General features: G+C 57.5%; 23 protein-coding genes. 14 read left to right on the forward strand and 9 right to left on the reverse strand.

What is annotated here, in order from left to right; genetic code table 11:
* Nucleotides 1-5 precede the first annotated feature (5 nt).
* Nucleotides 6-3,056: a formate dehydrogenase-N subunit alpha gene (gene fdnG, locus ABLV76_RS15290; RefSeq protein ID WP_085956538.1), complete on the reverse strand. Its 3,051-nt coding sequence runs from the start codon at nt 3,054-3,056 to the stop codon at nt 6-8.
* Between the two features lie 156 nt (nt 3,057-3,212).
* Here fdnG and fdhD point away from each other — a divergent pair, with 156 nt between their 5' ends.
* The 9 genes from fdhD (at nt 3,213) to ABLV76_RS15335 (ending at nt 9,642) form a co-directional block, all read left to right on the forward strand.
* Nucleotides 3,213-4,049 carry a formate dehydrogenase accessory sulfurtransferase FdhD gene (gene fdhD, locus ABLV76_RS15295; protein WP_017899836.1) on the forward strand — a complete coding sequence of 279 codons (837 nt, stop codon included), beginning with the start codon at nt 3,213-3,215 and terminating at the stop codon, nt 4,047-4,049.
* Between the two features lie 128 nt (nt 4,050-4,177).
* A complete protein-coding gene (locus ABLV76_RS15300) occupies nt 4,178-4,390 on the forward strand; it encodes a YdgH/BhsA/McbA-like domain containing protein (protein WP_004203637.1) in 213 nt (70 codons plus the stop codon).
* A 390-nt stretch (nt 4,391-4,780) separates the two neighbouring features.
* Nucleotides 4,781-5,761, forward strand: a complete 981-nt coding sequence (locus ABLV76_RS15305; RefSeq protein ID WP_004203638.1) for a 6-phosphofructokinase — start codon at nt 4,781-4,783, stop codon at nt 5,759-5,761.
* Nucleotides 5,762-5,772: 11 nt separating this feature from the next.
* Entirely contained in the window at nt 5,773-6,087 is a 315-nt protein-coding gene (locus ABLV76_RS15310) for a PTS sugar transporter subunit IIB (RefSeq protein WP_004203640.1), read from the forward strand.
* On the forward strand, nt 6,080-7,447 hold the full coding sequence (locus ABLV76_RS15315; protein WP_203559327.1) for a PTS sugar transporter subunit IIC: 1,368 nt from the start codon (nt 6,080-6,082) through the stop codon (nt 7,445-7,447). Before ABLV76_RS15310 ends, ABLV76_RS15315 begins: the two co-directional genes overlap by 8 nt.
* Complete coding sequence (locus tag ABLV76_RS15320; RefSeq protein ID WP_025999201.1) at nt 7,434-8,276, forward strand: class II fructose-bisphosphate aldolase; 843 nt, start codon at nt 7,434-7,436, stop codon at nt 8,274-8,276. Before ABLV76_RS15315 ends, ABLV76_RS15320 begins: the two co-directional genes overlap by 14 nt.
* Nucleotides 8,277-8,335: 59 nt before the next feature.
* Nucleotides 8,336-8,605 (forward strand): hypothetical protein, encoded by a 270-nt coding sequence (locus ABLV76_RS15325; protein WP_004203644.1) that lies wholly within the window; start codon nt 8,336-8,338, stop codon nt 8,603-8,605.
* A gap of 9 nt (nt 8,606-8,614) precedes the next feature.
* Complete coding sequence (locus ABLV76_RS15330) at nt 8,615-9,052, forward strand: PTS sugar transporter subunit IIA (RefSeq protein WP_004203645.1); 438 nt, start codon at nt 8,615-8,617, stop codon at nt 9,050-9,052.
* Nucleotides 9,049-9,642, forward strand: coding sequence for a hypothetical protein (locus tag ABLV76_RS15335; RefSeq protein WP_004203646.1), 594 nt, complete (start codon nt 9,049-9,051; stop codon nt 9,640-9,642). The genes ABLV76_RS15330 and ABLV76_RS15335 overlap by 4 nt, the downstream gene beginning before the upstream one ends.
* On the opposite strand, the gene ABLV76_RS15340 is transcribed toward ABLV76_RS15335, so the two are convergent.
* Nucleotides 9,639-9,962, reverse strand: coding sequence for an AzlD domain-containing protein (locus ABLV76_RS15340; protein WP_043521891.1), 324 nt, complete (start codon nt 9,960-9,962; stop codon nt 9,639-9,641). The genes ABLV76_RS15335 and ABLV76_RS15340 overlap by 4 nt on opposite strands.
* Complete coding sequence (locus tag ABLV76_RS15345) at nt 9,962-10,621, reverse strand: AzlC family ABC transporter permease (protein ID WP_032431168.1); 660 nt, start codon at nt 10,619-10,621, stop codon at nt 9,962-9,964. The genes ABLV76_RS15340 and ABLV76_RS15345 overlap by 1 nt, the downstream gene beginning before the upstream one ends.
* 99 nt (nt 10,622-10,720) lie before the next feature.
* On the opposite strand from ABLV76_RS15345, the gene ABLV76_RS15350 reads away from it, so the two are divergent.
* The 5 genes from ABLV76_RS15350 (at nt 10,721) to ABLV76_RS15370 (ending at nt 16,545) form a co-directional block, all read left to right on the forward strand.
* The gene (locus tag ABLV76_RS15350) at nt 10,721-11,269 is read left to right on the forward strand and encodes a helix-turn-helix domain-containing protein (RefSeq protein ID WP_002882865.1); all 549 of its coding nucleotides are present in this window, start codon (nt 10,721-10,723) and stop codon (nt 11,267-11,269) included.
* Between the two features lie 90 nt (nt 11,270-11,359).
* Nucleotides 11,360-12,355 (forward strand): substrate-binding domain-containing protein, encoded by a 996-nt coding sequence (locus ABLV76_RS15355; RefSeq protein ID WP_032455457.1) that lies wholly within the window; start codon nt 11,360-11,362, stop codon nt 12,353-12,355.
* A 114-nt stretch (nt 12,356-12,469) separates the two neighbouring features.
* The gene (locus ABLV76_RS15360; RefSeq protein WP_004203653.1) at nt 12,470-14,593 is read left to right on the forward strand and encodes an alpha-galactosidase; all 2,124 of its coding nucleotides are present in this window, start codon (nt 12,470-12,472) and stop codon (nt 14,591-14,593) included.
* A gap of 41 nt (nt 14,594-14,634) precedes the next feature.
* On the forward strand, nt 14,635-15,900 hold the full coding sequence (locus tag ABLV76_RS15365; protein WP_004203654.1) for an MFS transporter: 1,266 nt from the start codon (nt 14,635-14,637) through the stop codon (nt 15,898-15,900).
* A 51-nt stretch (nt 15,901-15,951) separates the two neighbouring features.
* Nucleotides 15,952-16,545 carry a maltose acetyltransferase domain-containing protein gene (locus tag ABLV76_RS15370; RefSeq protein ID WP_114466371.1) on the forward strand — a complete coding sequence of 198 codons (594 nt, stop codon included), beginning with the start codon at nt 15,952-15,954 and terminating at the stop codon, nt 16,543-16,545.
* 122 nt (nt 16,546-16,667) lie between these two features.
* On the opposite strand, the gene rhaM is transcribed toward ABLV76_RS15370, so the two are convergent.
* The 6 genes from rhaM to rhaS all read right to left on the reverse strand — a co-directional run bounded on the left by rhaM (nt 16,668) and on the right by rhaS (nt 22,865).
* Nucleotides 16,668-16,982 (reverse strand): L-rhamnose mutarotase, encoded by a 315-nt coding sequence (gene rhaM / locus ABLV76_RS15375; RefSeq protein ID WP_017899830.1) that lies wholly within the window; start codon nt 16,980-16,982, stop codon nt 16,668-16,670.
* On the reverse strand, nt 16,979-18,127 hold the full coding sequence (fucO, locus tag ABLV76_RS15380) for a lactaldehyde reductase (protein ID WP_062913760.1): 1,149 nt from the start codon (nt 18,125-18,127) through the stop codon (nt 16,979-16,981). The genes rhaM and fucO overlap by 4 nt, the downstream gene beginning before the upstream one ends.
* Before the next feature lie 89 nt (nt 18,128-18,216).
* The gene (locus ABLV76_RS15385; protein WP_049093252.1) at nt 18,217-19,221 is read right to left on the reverse strand and encodes an ABC transporter permease; all 1,005 of its coding nucleotides are present in this window, start codon (nt 19,219-19,221) and stop codon (nt 18,217-18,219) included.
* Complete coding sequence (locus ABLV76_RS15390) at nt 19,218-20,225, reverse strand: ABC transporter permease (protein ID WP_074195334.1); 1,008 nt, start codon at nt 20,223-20,225, stop codon at nt 19,218-19,220. Before ABLV76_RS15390 ends, ABLV76_RS15385 begins: the two co-directional genes overlap by 4 nt.
* Nucleotides 20,222-21,733, reverse strand: a complete 1,512-nt coding sequence (locus tag ABLV76_RS15395; protein ID WP_004203660.1) for a sugar ABC transporter ATP-binding protein — start codon at nt 21,731-21,733, stop codon at nt 20,222-20,224. Before ABLV76_RS15395 ends, ABLV76_RS15390 begins: the two co-directional genes overlap by 4 nt.
* 145 nt (nt 21,734-21,878) lie before the next feature.
* Nucleotides 21,879-22,865, reverse strand: a complete 987-nt coding sequence (gene rhaS, locus ABLV76_RS15400; RefSeq protein ID WP_004203661.1) for a rhamnose ABC transporter substrate-binding protein — start codon at nt 22,863-22,865, stop codon at nt 21,879-21,881.
* Nucleotides 22,866-22,872: the final 7 nt, after the last annotated feature.

The raw sequence follows: 22,872 nt of genomic DNA on the forward strand, positions 1-22,872 counted from the left end.
CTCCGTTACACCTTTTCCACGTTCACGAGGAAAGCTTTGAACTCCGGCGTCTGCGTATTCGCATCACCGACGAACGGCGTCAGGGTATTGGCAATAAAGCCTTTTTTCGCCACTCCCTCATAGCCCCAGTGAATAGGAATGCCGATGGTATCGATATCCTTACCGTCAACTTTTAGCGTGCGAATACGTTTGGTCACCACCGCCTTGGCCTTAATGTAGCCGCGGTTGGAGGAGACCTTGACGGTATCGCCATGGCTGATGCCGAGTTTATTCGCCAGTTTTTCACCGATCTCCACAAACTGCTCCGGCTGCGCGATGGCGTTAAGCAGCGCGTGCTTGGTCCAGTAGTGGAAGTGCTCAGTCAGGCGATAAGTGGTGCCGACGTACGGGAATTTCTCCGCTTTGCCCATCTGCTCGAGATCGCCTTTGAAGACGCGAGCGGCCGGGTTAGAGACCACGTTCGGGTGCAGCGGGTTAGTCCCGAGCGGCGTTTCAAACGGCTCGTAGTGTTCCGGGAACGGTCCTTCCGCCATCTTATCGATAGCGAACAGACGGCCCATCCCTTCCGGCTGCATGATAAACGGACCGACGTCGCTGCCAGGCGCAGCGGCGCTGTAGTCCGGAATATCCACGCCGCCCCATTTCGCGCCATCCCACTTCAGCAACTGACGCTTCGGATCCCACGGTTTACCCTGCGGGTCCGCGGAGGCGCGGTTATACAGGATGCGGCGGTTGAGCGGCCATGCCCATGCCCAGCCCAGCGTATTGCCGAGGCCTGACGGATCGGCGTTATCCCGGCGCGCCATCTGGTTACCTTCCGGCGTCCAGCTTCCGGCGAAGATCCAGCAGCCGCTGGAAGTCGTGCCGTCGTCGCGTAGCTGTGCGAAGGAGCTCAGCTGCTGGCCTTTCTTGACGATCACCGCGCCGGTTGCTGGGTCGGTAATATCCGCCAGCGCTTTACCGTTGCTCTCCATCGCCACTTCTTCTGACGCCGGCTCGTGTGGCGTGGAGTAGTTCCACGTCATGTTGAGCACTGGCTCTGGCGCCGGGCCACCCTCTTCGGCATACATCTTACGCAGGCGCGTAAAGATACCGGCGAGGATTTCACCATCGGTGACAGCGATCCCCGGGGCGTCCGCGCCTTTCCAGTGCCACTGCAGCCAGCGGCCGGAGTTGACGATAGACCCATTCTCTTCGGCGAAGCAGGTAGACGGCAGACGGAACACTTCGGTCTGGATTTTCGACGGGTCAACATCGTTCGACTCACCGTGGTTTTGCCAGAAGGTGGACGTTTCGGTATTGAGCGGGTCGATGGTCACGAGGAACTTCAGCTTCGACAGGGAAGCGACGACCTTGTTTTTGTTCGGGAACGAGGCGACCGGGTTAAAGCCCTGGCAAATATAGCCATTCACTTTGCCCTGATTCATCATCTCGAAGTACTGCAGAACGTCGTAGCTCTTATCCCATTTCGGCAGCCAGTCAAAGCCCCAGCTGTTTTCTGCTGTCGCTTTATCGCCGAAAAAGGCTTTCATCATGGAGACGAAGAACTTCGGATAGTTGCCCCAGTAGTTGACCTGGTCTTTCAGCAGCGGCTTCGGCGTGTTAGCCGTCAGGTAGGTCTGCAGGTCGGCCTGTTTTTCGTTCGGCAGCGACATGTAGCCTGGCAGGCTGGTGGAGAGCAGGCCGAGGTCGGTCAGACCCTGGATATTGGAGTGGCCGCGCAGGGCGTTGACGCCGCCGCCCGCCATCCCCATGTTGCCCAGCAGCAGCTGGATCATCGCCATGGTGCGGATGTTCTGCGCGCCGATGGAGTGCTGGGTCCAGCCGAGAGCGTACAGGAACGACGCGGTCTTATCCGGCGCGCTGGTTTCAGCAATGTATTCACAGACTTTGAGGAAGTCGGCCTTCGGCGTACCACAGATGTTTTCGACCACATCCGGGGTATAACGGGAAACGTGCTGCTTCAGCAGGTTCCAGACGCAGCGCGGATGCTGCAGCGTAGTATCGCGTTTGGCGAAGCCGTTTTCGTCCAGCTCATAGTTCCAGCTGGTTTTGTCGTACTGGCGTTTTTCTGCGTTATAGCCGCTGAACAGCCCGTCGTCGAAGCTGTAGTCCTCACGCACGATCAGGCTGGCGTTGGTGTAGGCTTCGGTGTATTCGCGGTTGAATTTTTCGTTATTCAGCAGATACAGGATCACGCCCGACAGGAAGGTAATGTCGGTACCGGAACGAATCGGGGTATAGAAATCAGCCACCGACGCTGTACGCGTGAAGCGCGGATCGATAACGATGAGTTTGGCACCGTTATGGATTTTGGCTTCCATCGCCCAGCGGAATCCCACCGGATGCGCTTCAGCGGCGTTACCGCCCATCACCACGATCAGGTTGGCGTTCTTAATATCCACCCAGTGGTTGGTCATCGCACCGCGACCAAATGTTGGAGCAAGACTTGCTACCGTTGGTCCGTGTCAGACACGCGCCTGGTTATCCACCGCCAGCATCCCGAGGGCGCGGGTGAATTTTTGCGTTAAATAGCCGGTTTCGTTACTGGAGGCGGAGGCGCACAGCATCCCGGTGGTCAACCAGCGGTTGACGGTGGTGCCAGCGTCGTTTTGCGCGATAAAGTTGGCGTCGCGGTCCTCTTTCATCAGCTTGGCGATGCGATCGAACGCTTCGTCCCAGCTGATTTGCTGCCATTTATCGGAGCCTGGCGCGCGATATTCCGGGAATTTCAGGCGGCTTTCAGAATGGATAAAGTCCACCAGACCAGCCCCTTTCGGACAGAGCGCACCACGGTTGACCGGATGATCCGGATCGCCTTCGATATGGAAAATGGATGCTTTGGCGTTTTTCGCGCCGTCGCCGAGGCTATACATCAACAGCCCACAGCCGACAGAACAGTATGTGCAGGTGTTACGGGTTTCGCGCGTGCGCAGCAATTTGTACTGCCGTGTCTCCGCGAGCGCAGTCGCCGGGGCAAAGCCCAGCGCTGCTGCCGTGGTTCCCGCCATACCGCCAGCGCAGATCTTAAAGAACTGCCTTCTGCTGACCTGCATGGTTCGCTCCTTGTTTCGACATTGTCACATGTAGTTATTTGCTTTGCGGTGAGAGCCGCAAAGGTTCAGAATTAGGGCATATTTCCCTCATTCCTGAAGGGATAAAAACAGAATACCACATTGTGTGTATGCCTGTTCCAATACGGTTAAAGCAAAGTGAACAAGAAGCCTCTCGAACAAATCGAAAATGTGACGAATGTCACAGGATATCGCCAGGTCTCCCTCTGGAAGCGCGAGGATCTGCAACATCCTCAGCCAGATGAGTTAGCGGAAGAGGTACCGGTCGCGCTGGTCTACAACGGTATCTCCCACGTGGTGATGATGGCCACGCCGAAAGACCTGGAGCAGTTCGCCGTCGGCTTCTCCTTATCCGAAGGGATTATTGAGCATCGGCGGGAGATTTTCGGCATGGACGTGGTGTCGGTATGCAACGGCCTTGAGGTGCAGATTGAACTCTCCAGCCGGCGTTTTATGGGGCTCAAAGCCCGGCGTCGCGCGCTGGCCGGGCGCACCGGCTGCGGGGTCTGCGGCGTCGAGCAGCTCAATGATATTGGTAAGCCGGTTCAACCGCTGCCGTTCACTCAGACGTTCGATATCGCCAATCTCGACCAGGCCCTGGCGCATCTTAACGACTTTCAACCGGTCGGCCGACTCACCGGCTGTACCCACGCGGCCGCCTGGGTCCGGTCGACGGGCGAACTGGCGGGCGGTTTTGAAGACGTCGGCCGGCATGTGGCGCTGGATAAACTGCTGGGCCGGCGGGCGGAAATCGGTGAGGGCTGGCAGCAGGGCGCCGCGCTGGTCTCCAGCCGCGCCAGCTATGAAATGGTGCAGAAAGCCGCGATGTGCGGGGTCGAGATCCTGTTCGCGGTATCAGCAGCCACCACCTTAGCGGTGGAGGTCGCCGAGCGCTGCAACCTGACGCTGGTGGGCTTTTGCAAGCCGGGCAGGGCGACGATCTACACCCACCCGCAGCGTTTGATCGCGGGTTAAAAGTTAATCAGTAAATTTGAATAATGACAGCAAATCCTTCCGCTTTTTGTTTGGTGATGTGCGGGCTACTATTTAACACATCAAGGCACAACGCCTTATCTAAACAACTAAATGAAAGGGTTTATATCATGAAAAGCATCAAAACTTTTGTCGCAGTAATCGCTATGGCCGCCTCTTTTGCTTCCTTCGCCGCTGAAACCGTCACCGCTACCGCTGCAACGATGGACGGCGCGGAAGCGAAAATCGCCGCACAGGCCCAGGCAGCAGGCGCGTCGTCTTACAAAATTACCGAAGCGTTTACCGGCAACCGCGTGCATATGACTGCCGAACTGAACAAATAAGCGTAACGCTACTGTCGAAAGAGCGCCTCAGGGCGCTTTTTTTCGTTTCCGTTTCGGCAAAAAACAGTCACTATTCCCCACCGCCGCGAAAAAAATGTGGCAGTACTCACGTTTCCGTTCTTTTCTTAACTCCCCATTATTACCGCCAATGAAACATCTTCATTGTTGAATATCTCGATATTTTAACGCTATGAAATGTAAAGATATTAAAAAGGAAAAGCGATGAAGAACACGCTCTGCATGTGTGATTTTTGTCACAAAAATAAGCCCGCTGTTGCGACTGTCAACTATTCATGTACGTAATTTAATACGCATTATGTGATCTCCATTGCAAATACAAGTCTTGCAGTCAGGGAAAAATGTCGTCAGGCAAATGAGCGAGGAGGCGTCATGAAAATTGGCATCGTTATTAGCGGCGGGGATGTTTCGGGAATGAATAATTTTATATTCCAGATTGCCAGGCAGGCTGATGCCGATATCACGCTGTTTAATGGCGGTATTCCTGGCCTGCTGGAGAAAAATCATCAGGATATCGCGTGGCGCGATCTGGTTGATTTCTCCATTACCGCGGTGCCGATCATTACCTCCGGACGAACCAGTCGCAAACTACAGCGCAGCGAATATGAAATGATTGCTAAAAAACTGAAATCGCTGCGTATTGACGTGCTTATTATGGCCGGGGGGGACGGCAGCCTGCAGTTTCTCAATACCCTAAGTGAATTTGATATTAATTGCTTTGGCGTGGGAATGACTATCGATAATGATGTGTATGGCAGTGATTATACGATTGGCTTTTCCACGGCCTGCGAGCAGATTATTAAAGAAGTCTCCCGTTTAAGAAATACCGGAAGAGCGCTGCCGGGGCGGGTTTTTATGGTTGAGATATTAGGAGGTTATTGTGGAGAATTAACGTTACAGTCCGCCATTAAATGCAATGCGGATATTGCCCTGATCCCGGAGGCGCAGATGCCGCTGGCCATGCTTGCGGAGCGGATTACCCGGAAGCTGAGCACGCAGAACAGCGTCGTTATCCTCTGCTCAGAAGGCTACACCAAAGAATACTCTCCCGGCTTTCAGGGAGCGATTGATACCATGATAAAACAGCTGGAACCGCAAATCGGCGTCCGAATCCGTAAAACGATTGTCGGTTATGGCCTACGCAGCGGTGACCCGACCTGTGAAGAGATTTATCAGGGCACCATTATGGCCAGTGAAGTGGTTCGCTGTATTCAGTCAGGTATGAAAAATAAAGCCATAATAATTAATTCCAGTAACAAACCTATTCCGATTGATTTAGTCAGTATGAAAAAACGACTGGTCGATACTGAAGGACATCATTATAAACTTGCCAAGCAACTCAATATTATTTGAGGAGACCCTCCATGCTGAAAATTTTATGCGTATGTGGCTGCGGCCTCGGTTCAAGCTTTGCCATTGAAATGACGGCGAAGGCAGTTTTAAAAAAGCTGGAAATTCCCGCTCATATTGAACACACCACCGTATCCGAAGCCGGAGCCTTTAAATCGGATATGATTTTGACGCAAAAAACCTTTGCCGACATCTTAACCGCCGATGCTACTGAAGAGGAAATTAAACGCGTCGTGGTGCTCAATAAGCTTACGGATAAAGAGGAAATTGAAACCAAGATCGTCGCATTCTTAAAAGAACGTCATCTGAAGGTGGCTGATTATGAATAGCTTCGTTGCGTTTATCGTTAAGGATTTACTTGGTCAGGCATCCATTCTTATTGCTTTTATTGCCATGCTTGGCCTGATCCTGCAAAAGAAATCGCCGGGCAAAACCGCGGAAGGGACGTTTAAAACGCTGCTTGGCTTCTTAATTATGATGGCGGGGATCAACATCATTGTCGCCACGCTAACCTTTCTGAACGATATCTTCACCCAGGGATTTGGCATGAAAGGCTATATTACCGATGTGGCCGCCATCGCCGGGTTAGCGAATCGGGAATTAGGTTCGGAAGTGGCGCTGACGCTGCTGGTGATCTTTGCCGTCAATATTATTATCGCCCGTCTGACGCCGCTTAAATATATTTTCCTGACCGGCCAGGCGCTGCTGTGGATGGCGACGATCGGCGCCGTGATTGGCTATAAGTCCGGGCTCACTGGCGTACCGCTGATTTTAACCGGGGGCATCTTCGGCGGCGTGATGGCGGTGTTAATGCCGGCCCTGGCGCAGCCGGTGGTCAGGCGCATTACCGGATCTGACGACGTGGCCCTGGGGCACTTCTGTACCATCGGTTATCTGGTGCAGGCCGCCGTCGCAAAGGTCGTCGGCAAAGGCTCCCGCTCCACGGAAGATCTCGAGCTGCCTGATAACTTTAAGTTTCTGCAGGATACCTATCTGGCCATGGCGGTGGTGATGGTGCCGATGTATCTCATCCCGGCTATCGCGGCGGGCCCCCAGTACATCGCGCAGTTCTCCGGCGGGATTAACTACCTGATGTATGCCTTTATGCAGTCCATTCAGTTTGTCGCCGGGGTCTTTGTCCTCTATAGCGGCGTGCGTTTATTGCTCAATGAGCTGGTGCCGGCCTTTCGCGGTATTGCGATGCGTATTGTCCCGGATGCGAAGCCGGCTCTTGATTGCCCGGTACTGTTTCCTTATGCGCCGAATGCGGTGATTGTCGGATTTCTGGCGACGACCGTCGGCTCGATTATCGGCATGCTGGTTTTCCCGATGTTCGGTCTGGCGATGATCCTCCCCGGGCTGTTAACCAACTTTTTCGCCGGCGGCACGGCAGGGGTTTTTGGCAACGCGCTGGGCGGACGCCGCGGGGCGATGATCGGCGGGGTTATTCACGGTCTGTTTATCACGTTTCTGCCGGCCATTCTGGTGCCCATGCTGGAGAGCTATGGCTTTACGGGCGTCACCTTCAGCGACTCTGACGTCATCAGCTCGGGTCTGGTATTAGGCCACGCCTTCCAGAATAACTGGCTCTTTGTCGCCTTAATTATTGTGTTTGTCGCCGCACTGGCATGGTTTGTCAACGGGAAATCCGCTAAGCCGAAAGGGGAAAATGTTCATGAGTCTGTATAATTTCAATGAGATTTTAAAAATTGCCCAAGCGAGAAATTTTAAAGCGATTGGCTCGTTTAACTTGCACTGTATTGAGATGCTGCCGGCGTTTTTCAAAGCCGCGCAAAACAGCCACAGCCCGTTAATGATCCAAATTTCAACCGGGACCGCGGAGTACCTCGGCTATCGTTTGCTGGTCGACGCCGTGCGTTCATTAGCGGACAGTGAAAATATTCCAGCCTGTCTGCATCTTGACCACTGCTCAGATATTAAGGCTATCGAGACGGCAATGAACGCGGGCTTTTCGTCGGTGATGTACGACGGCTCACATTTAAGCCTTGAGGAAAATATCGGTAATACGCGGATTGTGGTGGAGATGGCCCGCCCGCGCAATATTACGGTAGAAGGCGAACTGGGGGCGATCGGCGGGTCTGAGGATGGAAAAGCGGTGGCGGCGGAAGATATCTGTTTTACCACCGTCGAAGATGCGAAACGCTTTGTGGAGGAGACCCAGGTCGATATGCTGGCCGTTTCGGTAGGCACCGTGCATGGCCTCTACACCGGTAAAGCGCAGATACAGCACCAGCGGCTGAAACAGATTAGCGCGGCGACCGGCGTGCCGCTGGTGCTGCATGGCGGTACCGGCGTCAGCGATGAGGATATGCGGCTGGCCGTCACCGAAGGGATTAATAAAGTGAACGTCGGGACGGAAATGAACGTGCAGTGGGTTGACCGCTGTAAAACGACGTTTGAGAAAGGGAAGGTGAATGACAGCGTACGGAAATTCTTAATTCCCGCCAACCAGGCGGTCACTGATGTCTTAATGGAAAAAATGGCGTTATTTAAATAACGTTTTCTCCTCCACTCTCTATTTCATTGCCCTGTCTTCCGCCAGGGAGGGAACTTGCTATGTTTGAATCATTGAAAACGTTGTGGAAAAAAGAGCAAACCCCGCTGCAGGATTATGATCAACAGTCCCGTCAGTTGGCGGAGGAGATTGCCAGGCTGGAGGGCGAACTACAGCGCCAGCCTGGCAATAGCGAGGTGCAAAAAACATTGATGCTGACTTACAACCGGGCGCTATCGATATATGCCAAAAGCACCGCCCACCGGCAGGATATCGATACGCTGTTTCTGCAGATTGATAATTTACGCAATATTATTCGCCGCAATATTTAGGAATACAGAATGACCATAAAAGAACTGCTTATTGAGGCCGATGCCATTCAGGTTGGCGTTGTGGAGTCCGACTGGCAGCGGGTAATAAAGCTGGCTGCCCGCCCGCTGGAGGCAAAAGGCTTTATTTCGACGGAATATAGCCAGGCGGTGATCGACAATACCCTGAACCATGGCGCCTATTACGTCTTCGATGAAGGTATTGCTATCCCCCATGCCCGACCCGAGTGCGGCGTCAGACGCAACTGCTTTAGCCTGGTGCTGCTGGAAAAGCCGATTCCTTTTGCGGACAGTGAAAAAGCCGACATTGTCATTATGTTTGGCGCCCGGGACAGCAATGCGCATATCGAGGAGGGGATCCGCTCCATCGTCGCGCTGCTGGATAACAATGACACGATGGCCAAACTGCGGATGGCCCGCAGCCGGGAGGAGGTTGTCGCGTTACTATGAACAGACATCTGACCCCAGTCTGCAAAACGGCTATTTTAATCAACGGCATTCCGGCCTCGGGGAAGAGTACCATCACCCGTTTGCTGGCGGAGACCTTCAGCCTGCCGGTATTGACGATCGACGGCATCAAAGAGCCGTTTATGGCGCGTCTGGCTCCGGTCGACCGGCCAATGAATCGCCAGCTGGGCTGTGCGGCGTATGAGGTGATCTGGTCGATTGTCGGCGCGTCGCCTGCCAGTATGGTCTGGTTGATCGACGCCTGGTTCGGCTTTCAGCCGCGGGAGACCTTGCAAAAATTGCTGCGGCAGGCGGGCGTGGAGCAGGTGATTGAGATCTGGAACCATATCTCCCCCGAGCTGGCGGTCGCGCGCTATGCCTCGCGGCTGGCGACGCGGCCGCCGGGCCACCCCGGCGAAGAGTATCTGCCGGAGCTGGCCCAGCTGGCCGGGCGCGCGCAGCCCATGTCTTTAGGGCCCCTTTTGACGATAGACCAGCAGCGCCCGCTGGAGATAACGGCGGTTATTCACTGGCTTGAAGGTACAATTAGCGGGCAACGTACCGGTTTGGCGAATTACGCCTACCCGTCCTAGGACATACCCGCCAGCCGCAGCAGCGCCGTCACCACCGCCGCGGCGATAATCACGCCGATCAGCGGCACCTTGCGCCAGGCGAGAAACACAGCGACAGCCACGCCCAGAACGCGCGCTATGCCGGCGAAATGCGCGCCTTCATAGAAAGTGGTGGCCAGGGCGACGGAAAAAAGCAGCACCGTCGCCGCATCGGAAAGCAGCGCCTGCGAGCGCTCGGAAAATGCCAGCCGATTACCAAGCTTCGCGCCGCCAAGACGCATCAGATAGGTTCCCAGCGACAGGATGGCGATACCGGCGATAAACAGCGTCATATTGCCCATTATTTTTTCCTCGACAGTAAACCAAACAACGAGAGCAGCACCGGCAGCCCGGTAGGCGCAAACGGCACGGCAGCAAGCGCCAGCGCGGCGCCGCTGACGGCGCGGATCAGCGTGGTACGGTTTTTAAAGGCCGGGATCACCAGCGCCAGCAGGATTGCCGGGAAGACCGCGTCAAGCCCGATGGTTTCCGGCGCCGGCAGCAGTTTGCCGACGGCGGCGCCGGTGAGCGTACCCAAAGGCCAGATCAGCGCTACGCCGGCGCCGCACAGCCAGTAGGCCGCTTTGCGCTGCGCGGGGGTGGGCTGCGACAAGCCAAAGACCACGCTCTCGTCGTTCATAATGTGGCACCCGATAAAGCTTAAGGCGCGCCGACCAACCAGTTCGCGCACAGTCACCCCGAAAGGGATATGGCGCGCGTTGACTAACAGGCCGGCGGCGGCGGCGGCCAGCGGGCTACCGCCGCTGGCGACAATACCGATAAACATAAATTCAGAGGCGCCCGCCAGCACGGACACCGAAAGTACGAGCGGCACCCATAAGGGGAAGCCGTAAGCCACCGCCAGCGACCCATAGGACATGCCTACCACCCCGACGGCGAGGCAAACTAAAACAATCGCTTTTATCGTGTCTCCGCTGAGACTGGAGAGAGTTTGTTTCATATCACTTAGCCATATCGAACGAATTTCCATTATAATGAACACATAATGATCGTTTTTCAAGGCGAACAAATCGTTCGATATAAAAAACAAGGGGCGGGTATGACACAGCCAATCAGCGTTATCGCCAAAAGTCTGGTGCGGGAGCGGGCGCGGACCGGGCTTTCGCTGGCGGAAGTCGCGCGTCGGGCGGGTATCGCAAAATCCACGCTATCGCAACTGGAGTCCGGCAACGGTAATCCGAGTCTGGAAACGCTGTGGTCGCTCTGCGTAGCGCTGGATATTCCATTTGCCAGGCTGCTTGAGCCGCAGGTGAACAAAACGCAGGTGATCCGCCGCGGCGAGGGGACAAAAGTGGTGGCGGAGCAGGCGAACTATCAGGCTATTTTGCTGGCCGCCTGTCCACCCGGCGCGCGTCGGGACATCTATTTGCTGCTCACCCAGCCCGGCGCCGACCGCATTTCGCATCCGCATCCGCCAGGCTCGGTGGAACATATTATCGTGACCCAGGGGCGGGCGCGGGTAGGGCTGACGTCGGCGCCGGAAGAGCTCGGCGAGGGCGACTATATCTGCTATCCGGCGGATCAGGAGCATGTGTTTCAGGCCCTGGAGCCGGATACGCAGGCCCTGCTGATCGCTGAGCAAAACTGACATCGCACCGGCGGGCGTCGCGCTCTCGCTGGACGCCATAGCCGTATTGCGGGACACTAGCCGCATTCTTCCGCGAAGACAGGCATACCTATGTCGCTGAAAGCCATTGCTAAAGAACTTGGGATCTCGGTAACGACCGTCAGCCGCGCGTTAAACGGCTATGATGATGTGTCGCAGGAGACCCGTGCTCGCGTGGAGGCTGAAGCGCAGCGTCGCGGATATCGGCCAAACACGTTCGCGCGTCGCCTGAAAATGGGCAAAATCGACGCCGTTGGCCTCGTTTTCCCCGTGCGCCCCGCGCCGCTGAATAACAACGTCTTTCTCGAAATGGTGGGAGAAATCAGCCACGAGCTGGCGCGCTATGAGATTGATTTACTGCTGATCGCCGATGATGAACAGGCCGATAAACACGGCTATATGCGCATGGTGCAGAGCCGTCGCGTCGATGCGTTGATCGTCGCGCATACCCTGGATGACGACCCGCGCCTGATTCAGCTGCTCTCTTCCGGCTTTCCTTTTCTCGCGCTGGGCCGTAGCCGCCTGCCGCAGCCCTACGCCTGGTTTGATTTCGATAACCAGGCGGGCACGTATCGCGCCACCCGTCATCTGATTAGCCAGGGGCACCGGCGCATCGCGCTGCTGAGCGAAAATAATAATCAGGCGTTTATTACCCAACGCCGCAACGGTTACCTGGAAGCGCTGCGCGAAGCGGGCCTGGCGGAAACCTGGCTGCGCAGCGTGCCGCCCACCCGCCGCGGCGGGTTTCAGACAACGATGGAGCTGCTGCGCTTGCCTGAACCGCCAACGGCGATTGTCACCGACTGCAATACCCATGGCGACGGCGCGGCGATGGCCCTGGCTCAGCTCGGACGTCTTACCGGCGCCGATCGCGTCTCACTGGTGGTCTACGACGGTTTGCCGCAGGATAGCATCATCGACACCCCGGTGGGCGCGGTGGTTCAATCCACCCGACAGGGGGTGGGCCGCCAGATAGCCACGATGGTCCGCCGCTTAATTGCCGGCGAAGATCTGACCTCGCTTCAGGTGCTCTGGCAGCCCGAATTCATTCCCGGCGAAACCGCCTGATAATTCTCTCCACAGATTAATTTCCTGAACTCGATCACGGATCCGAAACGTTTTGGTTGGCGTCCGAAACGTTTCGGATCAACAGTAAGACATTCCTTGATATGGAGATGTCTAATGTCAGATTCGATTATACGCCTGCAAAGCGCAACGGTTGACGTGGTGATCAAAGCCCGCCCTTTCGCCGAAATTATCTACTGGGGGCCGCATTTAAGCCACTTTTCGCCGCAGGATGCCGACAGCCTGACGCGACCGGTCGCCAATGGCCGCCTCGATGTCGATTCCCCGGTCACTTTAATGGCGGAACTGGGCCATGGTCTGTTTGGCGCGCCGGGCATTGAAGGCCATCGCCAGGGGCTGGATGCCTCGCCGATTTTCGCCACCAGCAAAGTGCGGCACGAGGGCCAGACGCTAACCCTGGTCAGCGAAGACCCGCATGCCGGCCTGCGTTTGTACAGCGAGATCGCATTGGATGCCAGCGGTGTGTTGAGCGTGCGCCATGGCGTGACCAATCTGCGCGTCAGCCCATGGCAGGTGGATCGCCTGGCGGTCACGCTGCCGGTCGCCGAACGCGCTCGTGAGGTAATGGCTTTCCATGGCCGCTGGATCCGCGAGTTTCAGCCTCACCGCCTGACCCTGGAGCACGACAGCTTTGTGCTGGAGAACCGCCGCGGGCGCACCTCTCACGAACATTTCCCGGCCCTGATCACCGGCAGCCACGCCTTTAGCGAGATGCAGGGTGAAGTCTGGGGCGTGCATCTGGCCTGGAGCGGTAATCATCGCCTGCGGGCGGAGGTGAAAACCGATGGCCGCCGCTATCTGCAGGCCGAGGCGCTCTATCTGCCGGGCGAAATGGCGCTGGCAGAAGGGGAAACCTTGTGGACGCCTTACCTGTATGCCAGCTACTCGGCGAACGGGTTGAACGGCATGAGCCAGCAGTTCCATCGTTATCTGCGCGAACGGATTATTCGCTTCCCGGGCAACAAGCCGCGCCCGGTGCATCTCAACACCTGGGAGGGGATCTATTTCGACCACGATCCGGACTACATCATGCGCATGGCGGATGAAGCGGCGGCCCTGGGCGTGGAGCGTTTTATCATTGACGACGGCTGGTTTAAAGGACGCAACGACGACTGGGCGGCGCTCGGCGACTGGTATCTCGATGAGAAAAAATACCCCCACGGCCTGACGCCGGTTATCAACCACGTGAAATCGCTGGGGATGGAGTTCGGTATCTGGGTGGAGCCTGAGATGATTAACCCGGATTCCGATCTGTATCGGGCACACCCTGATTGGGTGCTGGCGCTTCCGGGCTATACGCCGCTTCCCGGGCGTCATCAGTTTGTCCTGAACCTGAATATTCCGGAAGCCTTTGATTATCTGCTGGAGCGGATGAGCTGGCTGCTGGGCGAACATGCGGTGGACTACGTGAAATGGGATATGAACCGCGAGCTGGTGCAGCCGGGCCATAACGGCAAAGCCGCCGCCGATGCGCAGACTCGCCAGTTCTACCGCCTGCTGGATACGCTGGTGGCCCGCTTCCCGCATATTGAATTTGAATCCTGCTCCTCCGGCGGCGGTCGTATCGATTATGAAGTCCTCAAGCGCAGCCATCGCTTCTGGGCTTCTGACAACAATGACGCCCTTGAGCGCAACACCATCCAGCGCGGCATGAGCTACTTCTTCCCGCCGGAGGTGATGGGCGCGCATATCGGTAATCGCCACTGTCATGCCACCTTCCGCCAGCACAGTATCGCCTTCCGCGGCCTGACGGCGCTGTTCGGTCATATGGGGCTTGAGCTGGATCCAGTGAGCGCCGATGAAGAAGAGCGCGCCGGGTATAGGAAATACGCGGCTCTGCATAAGCAGTGGCGCGACGTGATCCATCACGGCGTGCAGTGGCGGATGGATATGCCGGACGCCACCACCCTTGCTCATGGCGTCGTCAGCCCGGATAAAGCGCAGGCGATTTTCCTCGTCAGCCAGCTGGCGATGCCGGACTACACCCTGATGGCGCCGCTGCGCCTGGCGGGGTTGGAGGCGAGCGCCCGCTATCAGGTGACGCTCCTCGATCATCCGAACATTCAGATCACCGGCGAGGGCGGCCACACCATGCGGAAGCTGCCGGCATGGATGACGACGCCGCAGACGGTGAGCGGTGAGTGGCTACAGCAGGCGGGGCTGGCGCTGCCCATCCTCGACCCGGAAAGCGCCATTCTGATTGGCCTGCAACGCGTGTGATGGTATCGGGCCGCGTCGCGGCCCTTCTTGAGGAAAATATAATGAACCCGACCGTCTGTACCCACAAAAACAACCCCAACTTCTGGATTTTCGGGCTGTTCTTCTTTCTCTACTTCTTCATCATGGCCACCTGCTTTCCGTTTCTGCCGATCTGGCTGTCGGATGTTATCGGCCTGAATAAAACTGAAACCGGCCTCGTTTTCTCCAGCCTGTCGCTGTTCGCCATCTGTTTCCAGCCGGTTCTCGGGGTGATCTCAGACAAGCTGGGGCTGAAAAAACATCTGATGTGGATCGTGACCGTTCTGCTGGTGCTGATTGCTCCCTTCTTCCTCTATGTTTTCGCGCCGCTGCTGAAAACCAACATCTGGCTCGGGGCGCTGAGCGGCGGCGCCTATATCGGCTTTGTATTCTCCGCAGGCGCCGGCGCGATGGAGGCCTATATCGAACGGGTAAGCCGCAACAGCGGGTTTGAATACGGCAAGGCGCGCACCTTTGGTTGTCTGGGATGGGCGCTGTGCGCCACCACCGCCGGCATGCTGTTCAGCATTAATCCCGAATGGGTGTTCTGGATGGGGTCGGCCGCCGCGCTGCTGCTGGTGGTGCTGGTGGCTATCGCTAAACCGCAGGCCAGTCAGTCCGCGCAGGTAATGGACTCGCTCGGCGCCAATCGCCCGGCGATCGATTTAAAAACGGCGGTGCGCATGTTCCGTCAGCGGAAGATGTGGATGTTTATTCTGTATGTCATCGGCGTGGCCTGCGTGTATGACGTTTTCGATCAGCAGTTCGCCACCTTCTTCAAATCGTTCTTCGCGACCCCGGAAGCAGGCACCCGTGCCTTTGGTTTCGCCACCACCGCGGGAGAAATATGTAACGCCATCATTATGTTCAGCTCGCCGTGGATTATTAACCGCATCGGAGCGAAGAATACCCTGCTGATCGCCGGGATGGTGATGGCGGCCAGAATGATTGGCTCTTCCTTCGCCACCACCGCCGCGGAAGTGGTGGCGCTGAAGATGCTCCATGCGCTGGAAGTGCCGTTCCTGCTGGTGGGCGCCTTTAAATACATCACCGGCGTGTTTGATGTCCGGCTGTCGGCGACCATATATCTGGTGGGCTTCCAGTTCGCCAAGCAGGTGGCGGCGATCTTCCTCTCCGCCTTCGCCGGCAATATGTATGATCGGATCGGCTTCCAGGAGACCTATATGATCCTCGGCGGAATAGCCCTGACGGTCACCTTAATATCCGCGTTTACGTTAGCGGGCAAGGCGAAAAGTGAGCCGCTGCGCGATAATGCGATGACCGTTTAATTATCAACATTCCGTGGCACAGGGTGGTGCCTGACAGAGAAGGAAGATGTCATGATGGATATGAAAAAACGTATGAACAGCGGTGAGCTTTACCTGGATGCAGGATATGGCTTGCCGGAGCAGCGGCTGGTGGGTAAAGCGCGGGCCTATGAATATAATCATTCGCATCCGTTTAATCAGGAATTGCGCAACGATATTATTCAGCGCATGTTCGCGAAAGTCGGCGAACAATGCTGGATAGAGCCGCCGATCAATATTGCCTATGGGATCCATACGACGATTGGTGATAATTTTTATGCCAATTTTAACCTCACGCTGGTCGACGATGCGGACATTATCATCGGCAATAACGTTATGTTTGCGCCAAATGTCACTATCTCCACCGCCGGGCATCCCATCCACCCCGTGCTGCGCCATACGCATCAACAGTTTTCATTACCGGTAGTGATTGAAGATGGGGTCTGGTTAGGCACGGGGGTGATTATTAATCCCGGGGTAACGATTGGCCAGAATTCAGTCATAGGCGCGGGCAGTGTGGTAAATCGCTCTATACCGGCGAATGTGGTTGCCGCTGGCGTACCTTGCCGGGTATTAAGAGAAATTACCGATGCGGATAAAGACAAATACGCACTTTTCCCCGGATGATGGACGAGAGAAACAGGGGAGCGTAAAGGATCGTGTCCCCTGTTTTGCATTATCGCCGTTGAACCGGCCTCCAGCCCGCATGGGGGGAGGCCGGGGAAGGTACTCTCCGGCGTCGCGGGGTTTCACGCCAGATAAAACACTTCTTTGAGCTCCGCGCTCAGCGGGCTGTTGTCAGGGTTGCTGGGCATCACCTCGCGCATGTATTTCCACCAGCGCTGGCACACTTCCGTGCTGGCGACCGCCTCCCAGCGGGCTTCCGACTCAATCTCCACCGTGGCGAACAGCAGGTTGCGCTCTTTATCGAGATAAATGGCGTAGTGGTGCGCGCCGTGCGTTTTCAGTACCGCCTCCAGCTCCGGCCAGATGGGGTTGTGGCGACGTGCATACTCCTCGTGCGCGTCAGGGTTAACCTGCATCACAAAGGCTTTGCGGATCATAATGCCTCCAGATAGAGCTCGCGTACCTCATCGCGGCTGGCGGGGCGCGGGTTACACGGCGCGCACGGGTCGGCCAGCGCTTTGTCCAGCCAGCCTTCGATATCGGCTTTGCTGACGCCAAGCTGGCTGAAGCCCTGGGGGATCCCTACGCGTTTGCTCAGCGCGCGAATGGCGTTGATGGCCTCCATGCTGGCGGCTTCATCGCTCATGCCGTGGGTATCGACACCCATCGCCTGCGCCACGCGGGCGAAGCGCGCCACCGCGTTCGGGCGGTTAAAGTTTTCGATGATCGGCAGCAGGATGGCGTTGCACACCCCGTGCGGCAGGTTGTGGGTGGCGCCAGGCTGATGGGCCAGGGCGTGTACCAGCCCGAGACCGGCGCTGTTGAACGCCATGCCCGCCAGGTATTGGCCAAACGCCATCTGCTCGCGGGCCTGCAGATCGTGCCCATCGTCTACCGCTTTCGGCAGCCACAGGTTGATCAGGCGGATGGCCTCGAGGGCGTTGGCGTCGGTCAGGGGATGGGCGCCAACGGAGACAAAGGCCTCGATGGCGTGGGTCAGGGCGTCCATGCCGGTGGCGGCGGTAACGGCTGGTGGGATGTCGAGCATCACGCTGGCGTCGTCGACGGCGATATCCGGGATCAGGTTCGGGTCGATAATCACCTCTTTTACCTGACGCTCACTATCGATAATCACGGCGTTGCTGGTCATCTCCGCCGCCGTGCCGGCGGTGGTGTTGATGGCCACCAGCGGCACGCCAGCGTTTTTCACTTTGCCGACGCCGGAGTAGGCGGTGGAGGGGCCTGGGTTGGCGGTGAGGATTTTTATCGCTTTGGCGGTATCAATCGGGCTGCCGCCGCCGAAGGCGATCAGGTAATCGCAGCGGGCCGCCTGGTACGCCGCATAGCCTTGCTGCACCAGCGCTTCGGTGGGGTTGGGGAACACGTCGTCAAACAGCTGATAAGCCATCTGCTGTTCATCCAGCGCGGAAAACAGACTGTCCAGCAGGCCCAGCTTCACCAACTGGCCGTCGGTGACGATCAGCGCCTTGCCCCACTGTTTGCCCGCTACCAGCTTGACCATATCACCGATAGCGCCTGCGCCGTGGAGGCTGATTTTAGGTAGTGCCAACATAAAACTCATGATAATTCTCCTTAATGTTGATTTTGGGAAATCCGTTTCCCCTCACCCCGCCCTTCTCCCTTGGGGAGAGGGCCAGGGCGAGGGGGAAATTAACATCGTCTTCGCTGCAGCATCCGCCGGGCCATAATCGGCAGGGAGATCACCACGATCAGCATCGCGCCGATAATCACCGACATCACGATGCCGGGGACGTTCAGCAGGCTCAGGCCGAAGGTCACCAGCCCCATCAGAAAGGCGGCGATGATCACCCCGGGCATGCTGCCGGAACCGCCAAGAATATTGACGCCGCCGAGCACCGCCATGGTGACAACCGCCAGCTCCCAGCCCATCGCCAAAGTGGGGCGGGTACTGCCGAGCCGTGAGGTCAACAGGACCGCCGCCAGCCCGGCCATCAGCCCGACCAGCGCGAACAGCGCGAGGTTATGTCGCTTCACGTTGATCCCGGAGTACCAGGCGCCGGTCGGGTTATTGCCGATGGCGTAGGTTCGGCGGCCAAAGTTGGTTTTATGCAGCAGGAAGGTGAAGGCAGCCGCGAGGAGGATAAACAGCGCAAACTCAAAAGAGAGCGCCCCCCACACGTACCCCTGGCCGAACCAGGCAAAGCTCTCCGGGTAGTGGTTGAGCGCCTGATCGCCCAGCAGGATATAGGTGATGCCGCGATACAGGCTCATGGTGCCGATGGTGATCACAATGGACGACAAGTTAAAGCGAGTCACCAGCAAGCCGTTGAACAGGCCGCACAGCAGACCTACGCCCAATCCAACCAATACCAGCAGCGGCGTATCCATCCCCGCCGCCGCGCAGAAGCCCATCACCGTTGAGCTGAGCGCCATCGTCGAGGCCACCGACAGATCGATTTCCCGGGCGATAATCAGCATCGCCATCGGCAGGACGACGATCGCCTTCTCGGTAAAGGTAAAGGTCGCGTCCGAGAGGTTCCAGATATTGAGGAAGTACGGGGAAGCCACCGCGTTGCCGATAAATACCGCCAGGGTGACCGCCAGTAAAAACCCTTCCCAGCACAGCAGGCGGCGCAGCGGCGACGGCGCGGCCGGGGCGTTTTTCATCTCTTCAGATACCATCATCTTGCTCATGATTTTACCGCCTGTTTCTGTCGGGCTAACGCCGCGTTACGCAGGATTAACCGCCCGTGACCGCGATTGCCGCGCTCGTTAAGCAACACCGCCATGACGATCACCGCCCCGGAAATCGCCATTTGCCAGAACGGCGAGATGCCGATCACCGGCAGGGCATTATTGATGACCCCGAGGAACAGCGCGCCGCACAGGCAGCCCAGTACCCGTCCGCTTCCGCCCATGGTGCTGATACCGCCGATCACGCAGGCGGCGACCACCTGCAGCTCAAAGCCGTTCGCCACATCGACATAGGCGACGGCGAAGCGCGAGATCCACAGATAGCCGCAGAAGCCAGCCAGCGCGCCGGAGAGGCAGAAGCTGACGAACTGCATTTTCCCGGCGTTAATGCCGGTGTAATACGCCGCCGTCGCGTTGCCGCCCGCGGTATACAAGGCCCGGCCGGTGCGGCTGTAGCGCAGGAAGTAACCCACCAGCAGCAGCGCGGCGATGGCGCACCAGCTCAGCAGCGGCAATCCCAGGAGGGTGCTGCGCGGCAGACTGAGAAAATCAGCGCTCATCTGATGTGAGTTAACCCAGCCGCCGTCGGTCAGCAGGAAGATAATGCCGCGATAAATGCTCATGGTGCCCAGGGTCACCACGATGGCGGGAATGCCGAGGCGCCAGACCAGCAGGCCGTTAATCATCCCCATCAGCAGGCCCAGCAGGGTTGCCAGCGCCAGCAGCGCTACCACCGGAATACCCGGATTGTGGGCATTGAGCAGGGCGACGATCATCCCGGTCAGCGCCAGGTTGGCGGCCATCGACAAATCGATGCCTTTGGTGAGCAGCACCATCATCTGTCCGAGGGCGAGAATGATAAGGATGGCGGTATCGTTAAACATCTCCACCAGATTACCCGGTGAAACGAACGACGGCGCCCGGCTGCCAATGGCGCCGATCATCAAAATGATGACCAGCGCCAGCAGCGCTTCGCGATGCTTCAGCCATGCGTGTCCCATCATGCTGCCTCCTGGCCGATGCCGCTGGCGGCGCTAACGATGGTTTCCGCCGTCGCTTCCCCGGCCCGGTACTCGGCGACCATCAGCCCTTCATGCATCACGATAATCCGGTCGGCCATGCCCATCACTTCCGGCAGCTCTGACGAGACCATAATCACCGCCAGCCCCTGGCTGACCAGCTCGGACATAAACTGATGCACAGCGGCTTTTGAGCCGATATCGATGCCTTTGGTCGGCTCATCGAGGATGATCACCTCGGGCTGGGTCGCCAGCCATTTGCCGATCACCACTTTCTGCTGGTTGCCGCCAGAGAGGGTCTCCACCGGCTGCCGCCAGCTGGAGGCTTTAACCTGCAGGCGCGAGGCGTACTCGTCCGCCAGCCGCCATTCCCGGGCGTCGTTCAGGACGCCGTTAGGATTGAGCTTGCTCAGCTGCGGCAGACTGATGTTCTGGGCGATAGGCAGGGCGATGATCGCCCCCTGTTTCTGTCGCTCTTCCGGTACGCAGACGATGCCCGCGCGGATAGCGTCGGCGGGTTGGCGAAAGCGCATGGGGCTGCCGTTCAGTCGGATCTCGCCGGAGGAGGGATGCGTTACGCCGGAGAGCGCCTGCATCAGCTCGGTGCGTCCGGCGCCCACCAGGCCGTAAAAGCCGAGAATTTCCCCCTTGCGCAGGCTGAAGCTGATATCGGCAAACTCGGTAGGATGACAAAGATCGTTGACCTCCAGCACCGTTTCCCCTGGGGTACAGTCGACTTTTGGGTAGGTTTGGCTGATCGCCCGGCCCACCATCATCGACACCATCCGCTCTTCGGTAATATCGCTCATCATCCCGGAGCTGACGTACACCCCATCGCGCAGGATGGTGTAATAGTCGGCCAGCTCGAAAATTTCATCGAACTTATGCGAGATAAACAGGATCGCTTTGCCGTCCTGCTTCAGACGCTCAACGATGTGATAAAACTCCAGGATTTCATGCTGGGAAAGCGCGGCGGTCGGCTCATCGAGGATCACCGCCTGGGCGTCGAAAGCCAGCGCCCGGGCAATCGCCACCATGTGCCGCTGGGCGATGCTGAGCGTTTTTAACGTTGCCCGCGGGTCGATCTGGACTTCCAGCCGGGCGAGGATCTCACCAGCCCGGCGGTGCATCGCCGGCCAGTCGAGCGTTTTGAGCAGTCCCTTATACAGATACTGGCCGACGAAAATGTTTTCGCTGACCGAAAGTTCGTCAAACAGTATGGTTTCCTGGTGGATGGCGGTGATCCCCATCTTGTGCGCCGACTCCGGCGTCGGCAGATGAATGGGAATCGCTTTATAGAGGATCTCCCCCTCTTCGGGCTGATAAATACCGGTCATCACTTTGACCAGCGTGGATTTCCCCGCGCCGTTTTCGCCGATGAGGGCGGTCACTTTGCCGGGCCAGAGATCGAGCTGCACGTTCTCAAGGGCGCGCACACCGGGAAAAATCTTGGTGATCCCCTTCAGCGACAGCAGTGGTGTTGATGCTGACATGATAGTTCTCCGTAAAATCGCCCCTCACCCTAACCCTCTCCCCAAAGGGGAGAGGGAACGGTCTGGCGCCCGCAGGCCGCATCGCGCAGAGGGCCAGCCGTTCCCCCTCTCCCTCTGGGAGAGGGCCGGGGTGAGGGAACAAGGGTTAGAAAATTTTCGAGAACTTATCGATGTTGCTCGCATCGTAGACAAACGGCTCGGCCATCGCGCCATTCCCTTCGGCGTCCAGCTTCACTTTGCCCAGCTTGCCCATACTGGCTTCGGTTTTGGTCGCCGTGCCTTTGACTAAATCGTCGGCCAGATAGGTGGCGGCGTAACCGAGGTCAATCGGGTTCCAGATGGCGAAGCTTTTGCTGGCGCCAGACTTGATCGCGCCGGCCATTTCCGACGGCAGCCCCAGCCCGGTGACATAGACTTTGCCAATTTTTCCCTGGTCCTTCACCGCCTGCGCGGCGGCAACAATTCCCACCGATGACGGCGAAACTATGACTTTCAGATCCGGATATGATTTCAGCAGGCCCACCGCTTCGCGGTAGCTTTTATCCGACAGATCGTCACCGTAGGCGACGGTCACCAGATTGACGGACGGATACTGCGGCAGCACCTTTTTCATCTCCTCAATCCAGATATTCTGGTTAGTGGAGGTCGGGGTGGCGCTTAACACCGCCACATCCCCCTTCTCCACGTTCAGCGCCTTCAGCGCATCGGCGGCGAGCTTGACGTTGGTCTCGCCAATTAAGGCGTTATTGGAAGGATTAAGATGGATCTGGCGGCCTGCCGGCGCCACGCCGGAGTCCCAGGAAACCACTTTGATGCCGCGCTGCATCGCTTTTTTCAGCACCGGCACCACCGCGTCCGGATCGTTGGCGGAAATGGCGATCGCATCCACCCCCTGGGCGATCAACCCGTTCAGCACATCGATCTGCGCTTCGGCGGTGGTGGTGGTCGGGCCGGTGTAGATCACTTTGACATCACCTAACTCTTTGGCGGCCTGTTGGGCGCCAACGTTGGCGGCTTCGAAGAAGCCATTTCCCAGCGATTTCGCCACGAGGGCGATTTTAACTTCTGCTAAGGCGGAACCGGACAACGCCAGGGCGGCAACGGTGAGGATCAAGCTTGTCTTTGTTTTCATTGCTTTT

The sequence above is a fragment of the Klebsiella sp. GB_Kp047 genome, from assembly GCF_040065235.1.
GTDB classification, from domain to species: domain Bacteria; phylum Pseudomonadota; class Gammaproteobacteria; order Enterobacterales; family Enterobacteriaceae; genus Klebsiella; species Klebsiella quasipneumoniae.

What these genes read in the sequence shown, in the direction of transcription:
- fucO (WP_062913760.1), bottom strand. Translation starts at nt 18,127, where the DNA reads ATGAGTTTTATGTTGGCACTACCTAAAATCAGCCTCCACGGCGCAGGC.
- ABLV76_RS15335 (WP_004203646.1), top strand. Translation starts at nt 9,049, where the DNA reads ATGAACAGACATCTGACCCCAGTCTGCAAAACGGCTATTTTAATCAAC.
- ABLV76_RS15305 (WP_004203638.1), top strand. Translation starts at nt 4,781, where the DNA reads ATGAAAATTGGCATCGTTATTAGCGGCGGGGATGTTTCGGGAATGAAT.
- ABLV76_RS15320 (WP_025999201.1), top strand. Translation starts at nt 7,434, where the DNA reads ATGAGTCTGTATAATTTCAATGAGATTTTAAAAATTGCCCAAGCGAGA.
- ABLV76_RS15370 (WP_114466371.1), top strand. Translation starts at nt 15,952, where the DNA reads ATGATGGATATGAAAAAACGTATGAACAGCGGTGAGCTTTACCTGGAT.
- ABLV76_RS15310 (WP_004203640.1), top strand. Translation starts at nt 5,773, where the DNA reads ATGCTGAAAATTTTATGCGTATGTGGCTGCGGCCTCGGTTCAAGCTTT.
- ABLV76_RS15360 (WP_004203653.1), top strand. Translation starts at nt 12,470, where the DNA reads ATGTCAGATTCGATTATACGCCTGCAAAGCGCAACGGTTGACGTGGTG.
- ABLV76_RS15385 (WP_049093252.1), bottom strand. Translation starts at nt 19,221, where the DNA reads ATGAGCAAGATGATGGTATCTGAAGAGATGAAAAACGCCCCGGCCGCG.
- ABLV76_RS15300 (WP_004203637.1), top strand. Translation starts at nt 4,178, where the DNA reads ATGAAAAGCATCAAAACTTTTGTCGCAGTAATCGCTATGGCCGCCTCT.
- ABLV76_RS15395 (WP_004203660.1), bottom strand. Translation starts at nt 21,733, where the DNA reads ATGTCAGCATCAACACCACTGCTGTCGCTGAAGGGGATCACCAAGATT.
- ABLV76_RS15350 (WP_002882865.1), top strand. Translation starts at nt 10,721, where the DNA reads ATGACACAGCCAATCAGCGTTATCGCCAAAAGTCTGGTGCGGGAGCGG.
- rhaS (WP_004203661.1), bottom strand. Translation starts at nt 22,865, where the DNA reads ATGAAAACAAAGACAAGCTTGATCCTCACCGTTGCCGCCCTGGCGTTG.
- ABLV76_RS15315 (WP_203559327.1), top strand. Translation starts at nt 6,080, where the DNA reads ATGAATAGCTTCGTTGCGTTTATCGTTAAGGATTTACTTGGTCAGGCA.
- ABLV76_RS15365 (WP_004203654.1), top strand. Translation starts at nt 14,635, where the DNA reads ATGAACCCGACCGTCTGTACCCACAAAAACAACCCCAACTTCTGGATT.
- ABLV76_RS15330 (WP_004203645.1), top strand. Translation starts at nt 8,615, where the DNA reads ATGACCATAAAAGAACTGCTTATTGAGGCCGATGCCATTCAGGTTGGC.
- ABLV76_RS15340 (WP_043521891.1), bottom strand. Translation starts at nt 9,962, where the DNA reads ATGGGCAATATGACGCTGTTTATCGCCGGTATCGCCATCCTGTCGCTG.
- ABLV76_RS15325 (WP_004203644.1), top strand. Translation starts at nt 8,336, where the DNA reads ATGTTTGAATCATTGAAAACGTTGTGGAAAAAAGAGCAAACCCCGCTG.
- ABLV76_RS15390 (WP_074195334.1), bottom strand. Translation starts at nt 20,225, where the DNA reads ATGATGGGACACGCATGGCTGAAGCATCGCGAAGCGCTGCTGGCGCTG.
- rhaM (WP_017899830.1), bottom strand. Translation starts at nt 16,982, where the DNA reads ATGATCCGCAAAGCCTTTGTGATGCAGGTTAACCCTGACGCGCACGAG.
- ABLV76_RS15355 (WP_032455457.1), top strand. Translation starts at nt 11,360, where the DNA reads ATGTCGCTGAAAGCCATTGCTAAAGAACTTGGGATCTCGGTAACGACC.
- ABLV76_RS15345 (WP_032431168.1), bottom strand. Translation starts at nt 10,621, where the DNA reads ATGAAACAAACTCTCTCCAGTCTCAGCGGAGACACGATAAAAGCGATT.